The sequence below is a fragment of the Providencia sp. PROV032 genome, from assembly GCF_028484875.1.
GTDB lineage: Bacteria > Pseudomonadota > Gammaproteobacteria > Enterobacterales > Enterobacteriaceae > Providencia > Providencia rettgeri_E.
Window position 1 is genome coordinate 81,871 of sequence record NZ_JAMPSX010000007.1, and the last position, 15,397, is coordinate 97,267.

Annotated in this window: 16 protein-coding genes; 9 read left to right on the forward strand and 7 right to left on the reverse strand. The window is 36.9% G+C overall.

Annotated elements, in window-relative coordinates:
- The first annotated feature begins 795 nt into the window (after positions 1 to 795).
- Both PSF42_RS08030 and PSF42_RS08035 read left to right on the forward strand, forming a co-directional pair.
- Positions 796 to 1,626 (forward strand): hypothetical protein, encoded by an 831-nt coding sequence (locus PSF42_RS08030; protein WP_272679791.1) that lies wholly within the window; start codon positions 796 to 798, stop codon positions 1,624 to 1,626.
- Between the two features lie 137 nt (positions 1,627 to 1,763).
- Positions 1,764 to 2,093, forward strand: a complete 330-nt coding sequence (locus tag PSF42_RS08035) for a hypothetical protein (RefSeq protein ID WP_272679792.1) — start codon at positions 1,764 to 1,766, stop codon at positions 2,091 to 2,093.
- A 108-nt stretch (positions 2,094 to 2,201) separates the two neighbouring features.
- Here PSF42_RS08035 and PSF42_RS08040 read toward each other — a convergent pair whose 3' ends face one another.
- Positions 2,202 to 2,774, reverse strand: a complete 573-nt coding sequence (locus tag PSF42_RS08040; protein WP_272679793.1) for a HEPN family nuclease — start codon at positions 2,772 to 2,774, stop codon at positions 2,202 to 2,204.
- Between the two features lie 508 nt (positions 2,775 to 3,282).
- On the opposite strand from PSF42_RS08040, the gene PSF42_RS08045 reads away from it, so the two are divergent.
- Positions 3,283 to 3,603 (forward strand): DUF3024 domain-containing protein, encoded by a 321-nt coding sequence (locus PSF42_RS08045; protein WP_272679794.1) that lies wholly within the window; start codon positions 3,283 to 3,285, stop codon positions 3,601 to 3,603.
- A gap of 310 nt (positions 3,604 to 3,913) precedes the next feature.
- On the opposite strand, the gene PSF42_RS08050 is transcribed toward PSF42_RS08045, so the two are convergent.
- Together PSF42_RS08050 and PSF42_RS08055 are read right to left on the reverse strand one after the other, a co-directional pair.
- Positions 3,914 to 4,174: a hypothetical protein gene (locus PSF42_RS08050; RefSeq protein ID WP_272679795.1), complete on the reverse strand. Its 261-nt coding sequence runs from the start codon at positions 4,172 to 4,174 to the stop codon at positions 3,914 to 3,916.
- Positions 4,175 to 4,188: 14 nt separating this feature from the next.
- Positions 4,189 to 4,380: an Arc family DNA-binding protein gene (locus PSF42_RS08055; RefSeq protein WP_125891632.1), complete on the reverse strand. Its 192-nt coding sequence runs from the start codon at positions 4,378 to 4,380 to the stop codon at positions 4,189 to 4,191.
- A gap of 154 nt (positions 4,381 to 4,534) precedes the next feature.
- On the opposite strand from PSF42_RS08055, the gene PSF42_RS08060 reads away from it, so the two are divergent.
- The 5 genes from PSF42_RS08060 (at position 4,535) to PSF42_RS08080 (ending at position 9,617) form a co-directional block, all read left to right on the forward strand.
- Complete coding sequence (locus tag PSF42_RS08060; RefSeq protein WP_272679796.1) at positions 4,535 to 5,089, forward strand: hypothetical protein; 555 nt, start codon at positions 4,535 to 4,537, stop codon at positions 5,087 to 5,089.
- 3 nt (positions 5,090 to 5,092) lie between these two features.
- Positions 5,093 to 5,530 carry a type II toxin-antitoxin system YafO family toxin gene (locus PSF42_RS08065; RefSeq protein ID WP_125891530.1) on the forward strand — a complete coding sequence of 146 codons (438 nt, stop codon included), beginning with the start codon at positions 5,093 to 5,095 and terminating at the stop codon, positions 5,528 to 5,530.
- A 1,045-nt stretch (positions 5,531 to 6,575) separates the two neighbouring features.
- Positions 6,576 to 6,911 carry a metalloregulator ArsR/SmtB family transcription factor gene (locus tag PSF42_RS08070; protein WP_125891528.1) on the forward strand — a complete coding sequence of 112 codons (336 nt, stop codon included), beginning with the start codon at positions 6,576 to 6,578 and terminating at the stop codon, positions 6,909 to 6,911.
- A gap of 128 nt (positions 6,912 to 7,039) precedes the next feature.
- Positions 7,040 to 8,335, forward strand: coding sequence for an arsenic transporter (locus PSF42_RS08075; protein WP_272679797.1), 1,296 nt, complete (start codon positions 7,040 to 7,042; stop codon positions 8,333 to 8,335).
- 304 nt (positions 8,336 to 8,639) lie between these two features.
- Positions 8,640 to 9,617: a LysR substrate-binding domain-containing protein gene (locus PSF42_RS08080; RefSeq protein ID WP_125891526.1), complete on the forward strand. Its 978-nt coding sequence runs from the start codon at positions 8,640 to 8,642 to the stop codon at positions 9,615 to 9,617.
- Positions 9,618 to 9,697: 80 nt separating this feature from the next.
- Here PSF42_RS08080 and PSF42_RS08085 read toward each other — a convergent pair whose 3' ends face one another.
- The 4 genes from PSF42_RS08085 to PSF42_RS08100 all read right to left on the reverse strand — a co-directional run bounded on the left by PSF42_RS08085 (position 9,698) and on the right by PSF42_RS08100 (position 14,070).
- Positions 9,698 to 10,876: a M20 metallopeptidase family protein gene (locus PSF42_RS08085; protein ID WP_125891525.1), complete on the reverse strand. Its 1,179-nt coding sequence runs from the start codon at positions 10,874 to 10,876 to the stop codon at positions 9,698 to 9,700.
- Positions 10,877 to 11,448: 572 nt separating this feature from the next.
- Positions 11,449 to 12,774 carry an amidohydrolase gene (locus PSF42_RS08090; RefSeq protein WP_272679798.1) on the reverse strand — a complete coding sequence of 442 codons (1,326 nt, stop codon included), beginning with the start codon at positions 12,772 to 12,774 and terminating at the stop codon, positions 11,449 to 11,451.
- A gap of 18 nt (positions 12,775 to 12,792) precedes the next feature.
- Entirely contained in the window at positions 12,793 to 13,269 is a 477-nt protein-coding gene (locus tag PSF42_RS08095; protein WP_004262394.1) for a hypothetical protein, read from the reverse strand.
- 12 nt (positions 13,270 to 13,281) lie between these two features.
- A complete protein-coding gene (locus tag PSF42_RS08100; RefSeq protein ID WP_213914141.1) occupies positions 13,282 to 14,070 on the reverse strand; it encodes a DUF3100 domain-containing protein in 789 nt (262 codons plus the stop codon).
- Positions 14,071 to 14,881: 811 nt separating this feature from the next.
- Between PSF42_RS08100 and PSF42_RS08105 the strand changes: the two genes are divergently transcribed.
- The gene (locus tag PSF42_RS08105; protein ID WP_272679800.1) at positions 14,882 to 15,328 is read left to right on the forward strand and encodes a GNAT family N-acetyltransferase; all 447 of its coding nucleotides are present in this window, start codon (positions 14,882 to 14,884) and stop codon (positions 15,326 to 15,328) included.
- The last annotated feature ends 69 nt before the right edge of the window (positions 15,329 to 15,397 follow it).

Consider the following 15,397-nt stretch of genomic DNA (forward strand, 5'->3'; position numbering starts at 1 on the left):
CAGTTACGGCAAGGGTTAGAGTGATTCGTGCGCAATTTTGGATGTATAGAAATGCTAAGGTCAACTGCGCATTACCATGATAAACCACGCTTAAAATTGCGCATTGCTCAGAGTGCGAACCTTAATGAAATTCAGTTATAACAATTAGTTACAAGGATATTCTTGTATTTTGATATATAGATTTATTGAGGTGGATTGCGCATCGTGCGCAAAAAGACTGCGCATTGCGAACCAGTCTGCGCAGAGTGCGAACTTCTTAAAAGTCATCTAATACAATGCATTATCATAAATTGTGCGCAGTAACTTGCGCATTACAATGCTAAGATTTGCTAAGGTTTTTTTTAATGTGCGCAAAAAATTGCGCATGATCCCCAAGTTTTACGGGGGTAAATAATATTTTATGTACTGGATAAATCACCATAATAATAAAACAACATCCACTAGCTACGACTAATCGTGTGAAAAAGAAATCTAAAGCGCGGAGTATTTCTATTATTTACGGTGTGGTGATCAAAGCACCAATACAAGGCTAAATAGCTAGAGGTAAAACTATGGTCACAATGACGATTCATCAGGCTGAGAGTGACAAGCATAGTCCGTACCCACTAAAGATAGCGTTATTCGATATTAACGTGCCGGAGCTTATGACCTGCCAGAAAGGAAATAAAGTCACGGTTACAGGTCGCTGTGAGTATTGTTATAAGTAACTAGTTATAGAGATAAATATATTTAGAAGTATAATTCATAAGGAAAATAAGGATTAAGATATAACGTCATGTAATTAAGAGGAAAAGAATGGTTATAGACAGTAGTTTTAGTTGTGATTCAGTGATATGGATTAAAAGTTTACCCCCAGAAGATGAAGGAATAACAAATCGAATAATAGAGGATTTGGAGCCTTTATTAAAAACAAACAATAGATATTTTGAGTGCTGGGATGTTAACAGTGTAAATGATTTAGTTGATGCTCTTAGCGAACTAGTAAACACTGCTCGTGAGCATGAGTTTTATCCATTACTACATTTGGATATGCATGGAGATGAGGAAAAAGGAATTTATATAGAAAAGTCAAAGGAGTATATGCCATGGAATGTTCTTTGTGACAAACTTAGGGAATTGAACAATGTTACAAATAATAATCTATGCATTATTTTAACGGCGTGTTTTAGTCTTAACGTTATTAAGAGCATTAACAAAAATGAGCTAACTCCTTTTTTTGTTTTGATTGCACCTGAAAAAACTGTAGATGGTGGTTTCTTAGCTACTAACATACTAGAATTTTATCGAATTTTATTTAGTTCAGGGAGTATTGACTTAGCATATAATCAATTTTTGAAAGATAAATTTCACTATTACCACTGTGAAAAAACTTTATTTATGATATTGGCTCGCTACATATTGAAAGGCTGTAAAGGAAGGTCAGCAAGAGAGCGTAGAGAACGTCTGTTAACAGAACTTATGGAGAGTGGGGTTCCTAACACGAAATCTAATCTAAAATCTGCGAGACAAACTATCAAAAAAAAATTGATTCCAGAACAATCATTAGTAGAAAGATATGCAAAGAAATTTTTAGGTGAAAGAAAGGTTAGTTTTAATATAGAGGATATACTTAAATTAATTGGATAAATGTAATTTACTCCGAAGTTAGGAAGAACCAACACCAGCAGACCCACAGTAGGCTCGAGCACACAGACAAACCAATTAATCGTGACCTGTGAACGAATTTAGAATGGCTATATTTCTATGTTACTGGATAAATCACCATGCCAATAAAGCAACGTCCACCAGCCACGACGAAACGAGTGAAGAAAAAATCTAAATCAGGGATCACTTCGACGGTTTCTGGTGTTGTAATCAAAGCACCAGAACGAGGCAAAACGGTTAAGGGTAAAGTCTATGCAACGATGACAATCGACGCTGAAAGCGAATGTCGCAGTGCTTATCCATTACGCTTAGTTGCTTTTGATATTGAGGCTATAGAGTTGATGATGTGCAAGCATGGAGATAAGGTTACGGCCATAGGTTCTTATGGCTGGTTTAATGGCTATCAGTTGTCTGGGGCTAGATTGATAGCTAACGTTGGAGGGCAATAGCTCTTATAGGTTAAATCAATGAATGGTTATGATGGGCTTAGCCTATCGGTAAGAAAATCCTCCCAAGGGGCTAAGCTAGTGTCAAAATGTTGAAGTATTTTGAATTTATTAAGGTGTTTTTTGTTGGTTATTCTGTATTTCTTTAATTATTAACAAAAGAGAGTTATATAAATCCTGTATAAAGGCGCCTATATCATTTTTATTAAATTCTAAAGTTATTTTTTTACTATTATGAGGATTAATGTCTGTAAAAATATACATGTCATTATCAAGTTTAAAAGTTGCATGCGATACTGCGTTTCTTATGTGTTTTAATAACGATCTTTTGGCTAAATCGGGATAATCATTTGTCGTTATTTTTATATTGTAGTGACTGTTTTTGAGATTGTTATCTATATTATTTATTGCAGCATCATAAGTATTGCAATTTATTTTTTTTATAGCTTCTTGAGGGTATATCAATAGAGAATACAAGATGGCTGGTAATGTGCCTTCATTGAATATACCAACATTTTTTAATGCGCTAAATATAAAACCGCCATCTATTTCACTGTTATTTAATAAGATTTGTTTGAATTCTTCATTCTTATAGTAATTCTTGTTCCATAAGGAGAGTAAAACAGAAAAATTGAGTATTGAAGTTATGATTATTCTTTGTTCTGGAGTGTAATTTTGTGACATTTTTAACGTCCTTATTTCAATATGAATGTAGAGTAAACAAAGTGTTTTATATCAACGATGGACTACTACACTATATCAGCTAAATAATGACGTTACATTGACCTAAAGTCTTAGAAATTGTTGACATTACGCTTATGAGATTGCCTATACGCTTGACGTTATCGAAAAATCACCCTTATACAAATTAATCTCTATAAGTCTGAATTGATCATGATTAAATGTGTTCTAAAGCTAGCTGTACCAATGTTTACATGATGGTTGTGAGAAAAAGTATACGTCAACGTAACGTCAATAATATAAGGTGTTTTTTGTCGATCTAATGGCATATTTTTCTGTATTTACTCGCCCCTGAAATTTCAGCCTTATAGCTCACAACTGATCATCTTTAAGATAACCAGTTCAACTAACCCGAAAATATCGAACTAGCTTAGTAAATACCACTCAGATATTGCTTTAGGTGTAAAATTAGATTGAAATGAAACTAATAATTTTGTGTATGGTATAGAAAATGATAAAGCAATCAGGAGTTAAGTTTCTTATTGAAAAATATATCAAAATATGGGCACCTGACGGTAATGCTTGGGATGTTTTCTACTTAACTTACAGTGTACGAAATAAGGAAATAGTTATTTCACAAAGAGGTACATGCTGTGGCGATGAGTCATCGATCCCCATTATCAAAATAAAGTTTGATAAGAATAATTCAAATTGGCGGTTGTTTTGGTTTAACGTTGACCATTGGGTCAATTATGACAAAACATGCACGTATACCCTAGAAGAAGTGCTTATTGTAATTGATGAAGATGATTCGTCATATTTTTTTGGATAGCATTTCATTATCTGCAATGAAATTGCCATTGATGATATTTATGCAATGCTGGTGGCTTTGGGAAAACAGAAGCCTGAACCTCTTAATTTTTGAGTCACAAAATAAAAAGGGGGCATAATTGGAGGCATGATACGAAATTGAATGAATTTAAATTAAATGTAATCAGTATGATATGTCGCTATATCGAATCCTGTAGGGGTACCATTTAAACTCAATGAGTTATGCTGGTTTTAATCCTGCTTGATTTCCTTATTGTGTCGTAATTGTACGTTATCATTAAAAATGGTATCAATATGTCTCGCGTGTTCGCTTAAATGATTAGGCGCAAGATGTGCATACCTTCTGACCATTTCCATTCTCTCTCAGCAGTTCTCAGCAATGACTTCATTATTATTGCCAAATGCTTTTCTTTGGTGGCTGTTGTTACTTGGGTCTCTGAATAAGCAGGGATTTCCTTTCCCTTACGCTTGGCTGCTTCAGCTTGTTTTTCCCATCGCTCTCTAACCTTCCTATTTCTCATCTTGCTTACAGCTACATAAATTTTTGCTTCTGTAATATCTTTCAGCTTCACACCGTCGAAGTGATCTAACCAAAAGGAAAGACGACCTTTATGGTTAAAACTTCAACATGAGAATTACGCAGTATCCAATATTCGATAGCTGTGACCATTTCCTGATTGGTTGAGCGATTATTAAATTCAGCTAACTCTTGAACTTTATCTTTTAAATCAATCGGTAATCTGAGGTTAACCTGCTGATGGGTATTTTTATTGGTAATTTTTTATTACCAGTCTTGATAGTTGTTATGGTGGGTATTATCGAGGCGCGGTATTATACACCTCGATATTCAAGATACAAGTAGAGCTTGCGGTTAAGTTAACTTAATTCTAATATACTCCAAGGTATATTTAGCAATTTGATAAGGCATGAAAATGAATCCTTTACTAAAACATTGTTTTGCAGCGATTTTAGCGGGTGGAGTGCTCAGCGTTCCTTCGTATTCGCTCGCTGACGCATGTAATGATAAGGAGTCGCATGTCATGAAGAGAAATGTGATTGATAATGTTACAGAGCTTAAGTCTGAGTATGCAGAAAGAAATCAGATAGTTAATAAGCTAGCTGATGAAATAAACGCGTACTACTTTAATCTGTTAGAGATGGATGATTATCAAGCTCATGGCGTTATGCTTCAAAATGGGTTTGATGAAAACAAAGCTTGCGAAGCTGCTTTAAGAGGATTTGAAAATGTTCTTAAAGTAATGGTTAAGCAAGGCGACTTGTCCGATGAAGAAAAAACGGAAATGAAATCATACTTGCGAACAGTTGCTAAGGCTAGACATGCAATAGCTCGTTTAAATGATTTTTCTCGTCAGTTATTCACTATCCCTAAAACATTCGAAAGTGATATCGACTTTAATGCTTTAGGGGAATTAGCTGATTATACAACTAAGAAAATAATTTCAGGTGATTACTCCTTTACTGGCTAATTCATGGACGAAATAGAAGTAACTATAAACGAGCAAACAAGAAATCAATTTTTTGGCGACTTATTCCAAAAACATTTAGATCTCGAAGCCAAGCTACTCAAAGATTTTAAGAAATATAAGTCCGACGGAGTTGTTCCTAGTTATTTCGGAAGAGATGTTTCATACGTTAAGCCATATTCAGCTGAAAAAGCTTGTTTGATGCACATTCATTTAAAAATACCACCAGATAGATTTCCAGATGATAGGGTTCAATATTACAGAACTCACAAAAATGGAAATCCTGAAAAAGATATCTGCTTGGTGTATGTGCAGGGGCTTATTGAAGATCACCGATACTCAATTATAGCCATACTACATCCTGATGCTCACTTGAAAGCACAAGACTATAAGGTCATGGATGAGTTGGCTCAAATAGCCCAAAAATTTAGAGATGAAAACTAACCCACTCCGGTGGGTTTTTTATTGCCTGAAATAATATATGTTAGATATGGAATTTAAGTTAAGTTTAGTTGTACCTTTATAAGGATATAATACAGTGCGAACACTTATGTATGCTTTTTTTGATGTTAGCTGTCTATGTATTGATTGTGGTCTGTTTATTGGGTTTCGTTATTGCTGGCCTTACCCTGTTAGTAGACAAGGTGAGAAAAAACATTAGAGCAAAAAAGAAAGCAGCTAGAGAATGGATGCCTTTTTTATTGTGGGTTTTTATTTATATAATTTTTACTAATTTAGCTTATAAAGTTCTTAGTTATGTTTTAGATGAAGGACTGTGGATATTTACATAATACAAATCCTGATGCACTCCCGCTAAGCTAACACTCGGTTGGGATCTAGCTCGTCCTTTGGCTGGGTAGTTAGACCAATAGCTTGCCTGATTTAGTTCCTTGCGGACTCATGAGATTAGCGTAAATAACGCCATTAATTTCGGCCAGTCTTCTTGTTACTTCATACTCTATATTAGGGTTAAGTTTTTCAATAGCTGGTGCTATTCAGTTGTTGGACTTGAATTATGTATAAAACCAAATGGTAAACACCGAAGGGAAAGCATGCTAGCGGTGAAATCCCTGAGTTCGCTCAATCAGTTAATGGCGCTCTTGAATCAACGACGATTATGTTCAAGTTAAAACCTGAAAGATAAAGTTTAAATAAGATTGATTAATAGCAGGTTCAATTTGAAATCGCATTAGTGTTAATTTTACGGTTCCGTTTGAAACGGAGGCAGTGAAAAATACAGGTATGCTACGGGTAGGATTATTTTTTTGTCAGCCTTTCATCACTGACAATAGAATTATCAGATGATGATATTCTTGCAATACTGGTGGCTTTGCGAAAGCTGAAGCTTTAACTCTTCTTCGTTCAACTGGCGTCTACTGATATTAAGTCATATTTGAGGTATACGGCACTATCGCGCTAAATATAATATATACGTTTTGACGTATGTGTCTTTTGGGTGTAACTTAAAGAAAAGACTAAAGAGGTACACATGGAACCATTACAACTGTTTAAAATTTTAGGTGATCAAACAAGGCTCGATATCGTGCTGCTTTTGAAAGCAGCTGGTGAACTGTGTGTGTGTGATATTTATACGGCTTTAAATCTATCGCAACCAAAGACATCTCGACATCTAGCAATGCTTAGAGAATCAGGTCTTTTGCTCGATTCAAAACAGGGTAAATGGGTTCATTATCGTTTATCTCCAGTATTACTACCGTGGGTGAAAAGTATCATTGATGTAACTTATGCCACAGAGAAAAATAGAGTTGCAGATTTGCTTAACAGCCTAGAGACAAAAGAACCTGCTGGCCGTTGTGCAGTATAAAATTTTTTAAGTCAATATATATGAATATTCATATATATTGGCATGGGAATGAGCAAAGTTAATTGGGTCGGTTAATTAGCCAATTTATTTCAGGAAGGTATATCTATACCCTTGTTCATGAGGTCGTTATGTTGATTGCTGCATTAATTTTTATTTTAACGATTACGTTTGTTATTTGGCAGCCTAAAGGGTTGGGTATTGGTTGGAGTGCAACAATAGGGGCAATATTAGCCCTGATCTTTGGTGTGATCAGTTTTCAAGACATCCCGATTGTTTGGAATATTGTTTGGAATGCCACGGCGACATTTGTTGCCGTCATTATCATTAGCCTACTTTTAGATGAAAGTGGTTTCTTTGAATGGGCGGCATTACATGTTGCCAAGTGGGGCGGGGGTAAAGGAAAACTGTTATTCAGTTATATTGTGTTACTTGGAGCAACGGTTGCGGCCTTATTTGCCAATGATGGTGCAGCATTGATATTAACGCCCATTGTGATTGCGATGTTATTGGCACTTGGTTTCAATAAAGGCACGACATTAGCTTTTGTCATGGCTGCCGGGTTTATCGCAGATACAGCGAGCTTGCCGCTGATTGTTTCGAACCTCGTGAATATCGTTTCTGCGGACTTCTTTAATATTGGATTTACGGAATATGCATCAATTATGGTGCCAGTGGATTTTGCAGCAATTATTGCAACATTAGCGATGCTGCATTGGTTTTTCCGTAAAGATATTCCTAAACAATATGATGTTACCAAACTGAGTGAACCGACTTTAGCCATTAAGGACATGACAACGTTTAAAGCAGGTTGGCTGGTATTAGTGCTGTTGCTTATCGGTTTTTTTGTCTTAGAACCATTAGGTATTCCAGTGAGTGCAATTGCGGCTATTGGCGCTTTAATTCTTTGGGTGATTGCAGCCAGAGGCCATACAATTAATACCAACAAAGTATTACGTGGAGCACCGTGGCAAATCGTCATTTTCTCTTTAGGAATGTATTTGGTTGTTTATGGTTTAAGAAATGCAGGGTTAACCGATTATCTTTCTGAAACGCTGAATTACCTTGCAGACAAAGGGTTATGGGTAGCAACTCTAGGCACTGGATTTATCACTGCATTTTTATCATCAATAATGAATAACATGCCAACGGTATTAATTGGTGCTCTCTCTATTGAAGGCAGTCAAGCAACAGGAGTTATTCAACAAGCGATGGTTTATGCGAATGTGATTGGGGCTGATTTGGGGCCAAAAATTACGCCAATAGGGAGCTTGGCGACATTGCTGTGGCTACATGTTTTATCACAAAAGAACATGACCATTACATGGGGATATTATTTCAAAACAGGGATTATCATGACACTCCCTGTACTCATTGTCACACTCGTTGCTTTAGTGCTTCGACTATCATTATTTCATTTAGGGTAAGCCAAATGAATGAAATCACTGTTTATCGCAATTCTGACAGTGAAACTTTACGCAGCCCCTTGCCATGATCCGCAATGGGGTGTTGAGAACAGTGGTTTTATCGCGCTGAATATTATAGGTTCTTGTAGAATATTTATTTTATGATTTATGTTTTGGACTGTTTTTACTAGGGAATAAACCACAGTGTACTTATTGCTAATCAGTTCGTTATGGTATAATTCCTGCACAGAATAACCAAGATGTTAAATCTTGGACTGTGCTTGTATCTCTATTTTTAGTCCATTATACATTGGATAATCCAGCAATGAACATTAGTCAGCTTAAAAGCTTTGTTGAAGTGGTAAAAAGTGATTTTAATATCACGAATGCGGCTGAAAAACTGTATACCTCTCAGCCAACGGTAAGTAAGCAACTTAAAATATTGGAAGATGAGCTGAACGTTTCATTATTCAATCGGAAAAATAATAACCTATTGTCGCTGAGCCCGATTGGTGAAAAAGTTCATCATGTCGCGTGTGATATTCTTGCACAATTCGATAAAATAAAAAGTATTGTTTCTCATGAAGATACGACGATAAAACAAAATCTGCATATTGCAACAACCCACACCCAGATCCGTTATAAATTACCGCAAGTGATTGAGCGTTTTAACGCACGTTACCCCAATATTTCTTTGCATTTTCACCAAGGCGCGCCTGCTCAGATAGCAGAGATGGTGAATAATGGCGATGTGGATTTTGCCATTGCGACTGAGTCTATGCACCTTTATGATGATTTATTGGTAATGCCTTGTTATCAATGGTCTCGCAGTATTATTGTTCCTCATGACCACCCATTGGCTCAATGTGAACAGCTTAGGATTGAAGACCTTGCAGACTACCCGCTAATTACCTATGTATTTGGTTTTACAGGGCATTCAAAGCTCGATCAAGTCTTTTATCAACATAAATTAACGCCAAATGTTGTTTTAACTGCGGTAGATACTGAAATCATTAAATACTATGTGAAACGTGGTGCTGGGGTAGGTATTATTTCAACGGTCGCTTTTGACCCAGAGGAAGACAGTGAAGCATTATGTTGTATTGATATTAGCCACTTAGTCAAGCCAAGTTATACACATGTTTGTATTAATCGGCACATGCATTTAAAAGATTATATGTATGATTTTATCTCCCATTACGCTCCCCATCTTGATTTGAATTATATACATCAGCCAAATCAATGGGTACCTACAGAACAAAGTGAGAAAGATAGGTTATATAGAGAATTGCCTGAGCTATGACTTATCTGCGGATGATTAAGAAAAAAGCCGAGTAATGGAGTTTACTCGGCTTTAATATTACTGTGTGTATTATATTTATTCTAACGAGTGGCGATATTAATAAAGATTTGAGCGCCAATCAGCAAGCAATCGTCATCAACAAAATACGGGTTTGCGTGTAAGTAATTATTAATCCCTTTTGCTTGATTACCACTTCCTAAAAAGTACATGGCACCGAGTTTATCTTTAGTGGCATTGATCATATAACTGAAATCTTCACTTCCTGTCATCGGCTTACCGTTTGAATCAATGTGCTCAAGTGGTAAAAAGGCGGCTGCAGCATCATAAATGACTTTGGCCGCTTGCGGGTGATTGACGACAGCGGGATAACCGCTGGCTTCCAATGTGGTTTTAAACCCACCAGCTTCACTGCGAGCTACAATTTCATTGAAACTTGCTTTTAATATTTTGTCTGTTTCTTCATCCATTGAACGGATAGTTCCGCGTGCTTGAACATGGTCAGCTAGCGCATTTGGGATCGTTCCGCCATTAATCATGCCACAACCAAATACAGCGGGACTGAAAGGATCGGTCTTTTTGGCAACAATGTAGTCCATATAATCAATGATACGTGTTGCTTCGCGGATAGCATCTAACCCTTTATGAGGGGTTGAGCCGTGAGCAGACACACCATGGACATCTAGTGTCCATGCTGAACCGTATGAGGACATAACTCCTGAATTGAATTTAATATAACCCGTTTCAAAGGCCGCATCATTGTGTAACCCGTAAACTTCGTCGACGCCTTCCATACACCCCATTTCGACCATTTTGTTAGCGCCCGGTACTCGCATGTCCTCTTCCGCCATTTGGAAGATAAAACGGACGTTATGGGTGAGTTCAGAACGGTTTTCACTGAGGTATTTCGCTGCGGTTAAGGCGATGGTCATGTGGGTATCATGGCCACAGTTATGGGCGCAACCTTCATGGACAGAACTGTGTTCATTGCAGGTTAAATCAGGCATTTCAAGGCCATCGATATCAGTACGATAGGCAATTAAGCGCTTGGTTGGGTCGACAATCAATTCAGCGGTAAAACCTGTGTAGCCTTCGAATAAACGAATGTTATAGCCAAAGCTTTCCATCAATTCACGGCAATATTGTGAGGTTTTGAATTCTAGCCCAGACAATTCGGGGATTTTATGTAAATCCTGACGTGTTTTTTTGCTAAATGTTTCTAAAGCAAAGAGTTTTTCACTGATATTGTATTTGTTGGTCATTACGTTTTATCCCGTATACAGAAAGCGTTTTTAATGCTGTTAAAGGGCCCCTGGTGTGAGCATGGAATAATGAACAGCGCGCTCATTTAATTTATGTGTATTTTAAAAATTAGATTCAGAAATAGGATGATGTCTACTTCTACTCGTTATTTTTTATCTATCAATTTATAAGATTAATTTTAACGTGGATATTAAAAAAGTGAGCGTGACGGAGATCGTATTTATATCATATCAGTATTGCATGGCTCATGAATAATAAGGATGGTAATTTATTAAAATAATAACAGAAAGAGTGTTTGATTAACTAAATCCATTAATATCAATATGTTATTGTTGTGTTTTTGATGTTAGGAATATTGCTGTTTTAAAGTCTGCATGAGTGGGGGATAAGTTAAATTTTTTATTTAAAGTAGAGGGAGAGGCATGATTTCAGGAATTTTTTAAATGAGATGGTGAATGTAAAAAGAAATTAAATTAATGCGAAGAAAAAATTTTAAAAGTGGGATAAAAGCTAAAAATATCATATTCCCCTTATTATAATAAACATAGCAATAAGGGGAATATTTTAATAATTAGTTCTTGAAAGAGCCAATAAATGAGAGATACTCTTCTTTACTCATTAATGGCGTGTAATCCGCTAGCATCTCATTTGCTTGGGATGCATCATCAAATAACAGGTCAATAATTGCCATTGCCATCATTTGAGCTGGGCGGATGTAGGCCATATCATCATCGAAAACAACGTAATCTTTACCATGCAAACCTCCACGGATAGCGCCAATCCATGGATGGCTCACTGGCATGATGTGTGATAAGTCACCCGTATCCGTGCTTCCAGTCATGTGGCCAGCAACCCAAACATTTTCTTCGCCAATCAAGTTGTGGGCATTTTGTTGCAATAAACAGTTCAATGTATCGTTGTTATACAGTGGGAGGTAACCCGGTAAATCTTTGACTTCTACCTCTGCACCAACAGACATTGCGCCAGCAACAAGGGCACGAGTAATTCGTTCATTTGCATCGATCATCGCTGGGACATTTGACGCTCGAACATAACTTTCCATACGCACATCACTTGGGGTGACATTGACCAAATCACCGCCTTGCGTGATGATCGGATGAAAACGAATATAATCTTTTTCTTGGAAGGTCTCGCGAATTGCATTCACTCCCATGATCCCCATCATTGCGGCATTGAGCGCATTGACACCTAAATGAGGAGCTGCAGCCGCATGGGACGCCGTCCCTTTGTAGTTAATCAGCTTGCCAATAAACCCATTGGTCGTGGTCGACATTTCGATGAAACCAGTATCACGATCAGGTTTGACACTGGTTAAATGAATTTGCATCGCCATATCGACGTCATCAAATTCGCCAAGGGATATTAGCTCTGGTTTACCGCCGATATAACTGATTTTTCCTTGTTCAATCAGTTTATTACGATAAGCCAGTTCAACATATTCCTCAGCGGGAACGGCGAAAGGAACGACGTCTCCCGCGAGGTATTGCATAGCACCTGACTTAACCAGACCAATAGTGACAGCCATCATATTGGCTATTTGTGCATTGTGCCCACAGCAGTGGGCAGCCCCCGTTAAATCATCGGCCTCTGGGTGTTCAGCACAAATAATCGCATCGAGCTCACCAATCACAGCAATACTATATTTGCTACCTTTTCCACCTTTTAGACGAGCCTTAACCCCTGTTAATGCGAGTTGCTTTCGGTAATTAACGCCTAATGCAGAGAATGCCGCTTCCACTTTTTTTGCTGTTTTCGTTTCTTTATAGCCTAGTTCTGGCTCTGCCCAAATATCTTCTGCTAATTTTTTGATATCCCCTTTATGGGATGCAATTGTTTCGCAGACGATGGCTTTCAATTGGTCTTTGGTCATTGTCATGGTAAATATTTCCTCTGGTTAGATAACGCCGCTCCATGAAAGTGTCACTTGACCAATAAGTGCAGCGAATAAGAAAGTTCCCGTAAAGACCGCCAGTGAAACTGGGATGATCCGCCATGAAATGGCTTTAAATTTATCAATATCTTTACCGAGTGAAAGACCTGCAAATGCCAGTACTGTCGTACTGATGACAGCGAGTGAGATTTTACCTGTCATTGCGATCATTTCTTTATCGTAAGGGAATAATGGTGAACACAAACCTGCAGCAATTAAAGATACCCAGAAAATCACAGGTAACTTACCTAATGGTGGGATTTGTGCAATTAAGTATGCCACAAATGACATACCCCCTAATAATGCCATGGCAATAAGTGAGTCGCTAAAGACTGCGCCAAAGCTGCCGCGGCCATAAATTGAGCCTCCGAGAGCATCACCCAGTGAAGTGAAGATGATGACTAACACGATGATTATTGCAATTTCTGCCATCTTTTTCATGATCTTATATCCTTATTCTGTATCTACTGATGCTGTTGCACGTTTTCTTTTGAGTTTGTTGTATAAGAAAGAGGCAAACGGTAAGGAGAAGAAAATATAGATGTACAGACCTAATACTGAAGACATTAAGTTTGCTGAGGATGAAAATGCTTGAATATCCGCGGCTTGTTCAGGGTACAGTTCCAGTAATGGTGCGACTGATGCCGCTAGCATTGAACCACTTCCGACTCCGGCTCCCATTGCTAAAGCAAGCGGGCTCATAATATCGAGTCCTGCGATAACACTGGCAATAATACCCATCCAAACGGCTCCGTATAATGTTCCGCAAATATACATTGCCATAACACCACGGCCTTCCGGTGAACTTAAGCCATATTTAGCTTCGATAATAGCGATATTGGGTTCACGACCAATAGAGTAGGTTGCACCAACGGCTTCACGGCCCATACCTAACATAATGGCAAGGGGTAAACCGAGTAAAATGGTACCGATAAAGTGACCGATTTCTTGCAGGATTAATGCACCACCGGCTTGAATAATTTTTTCCCAAGATGCACCAACGGAGGTGCTTAATTTTGCAATTAAGATAACTAACGCGACACTCATAATTGAGCTTGCGTGTGCCATATTTTTTTCGCTGAGGATCTTGAATTTTGGAAAACTGATAATACCACCCATCAACATGGAATAAAGCATTGGAAAAACCATAACTAGACTGATTTTAATTTGCCCTATAGCTTCCGAAAGAAGAATGATAAGTAAGCTAACCAAAAGCAACTTACTATCTTTTAATATACCCATAGTGTTACCTTTCATTGGAAATGTTTTTAAGAGTTATTCGTATATATTTATAATAAAAATGCATCATTTTCGTATTCATACTATCCATGAATCTATTTTCCTGACAATATTCCGAAAGTCTCTTAGCCATGCCTAAAAGGCATGGTTAAAATCAATAAATTAATATTTATTAATAAAGTCGGGGGAGTGAAATTATCCTCAATACTTTTGCGATAAAAATGTTTTTATTTTTCAGCTTGATACAAAATAATAGTAATTTTTTAACATGTTGTTTCATAAGTGAATTTGATTTCTTGTTGCATAAATGCGAGGAGTTATCAAATACCTAATAAATGTGAGGTTGTTCAGATTTTATGTGTTTTCTTATGACAATGCGTTATTATTGTTAAATTTATATAATGATAAAAATTGAATTTTAATTGGCGGTCATTATGGTTATTTGTGATTCCTGTTCTATATTAGTCTGTATTTTTATTTGTTTTTAGATTAATAATCCAAATGATTATTTTTATTTTCCCTCAAAAAAATTTGATAAATTACAATAATATTGTATTTAATGGGGATATTTGACATGGATCTCAATTCTGAATATTTCTTAATTCGAAAGCAATAAATGAGTCGAAATTTTATTTTAGTCTATGTGGGGATATTAATGTTATCCGTAACATATCTACTTATTATTTGTTTGTTGAAGTTCAAAAAATATAAAAGCACAAATTGCGCGAACTCAAAAAAGTTTATTGTTAATTTACGTTGAGCCGTATTTTTACCATGGTGGTATTGTGAACGGTAACTTTAAAGCAAGGTGTTTATGACCATTACCTTAAAAGATGTCACCAAAGACAATTGGGTGGATATCATCTGCCTTGAAATAACCCAAGAGCAGGAAGACTTTGTGGCTCTTAACTCCGAATCAATCGCAGCCTCAAAATTTTTTGATCATTATATTAATCGAGGGATTTATGTTGATGATGAGCCTGTTGGCTTCGTTCAATATTATTCAAACCATGAAAATGGTTGGCCAGAAGAAGTGTTTATTGATCAATTGATGATCGATATAAAGCATCAACGAAAAGGCTTTGGTTCTCAGGCTATTCCGCTAGTTCTGGAAGAGATTAAAAATTTGGGCAAATATAAGTCCGTATCAATCTGTTATGTCGAAGGTAATGACATGATGAAACCATTCTTTGAGCAGTTTGGTTTTGCAGTTGTAGACCAAGATGAATTCGATGAAACCATTATGCGGTTATTTTTCTGATACTGAAGTGATGAATATCCGCTCCTACTTAAAGTTAGCAGCGGATATTTATAGGGCGATAAATTAACC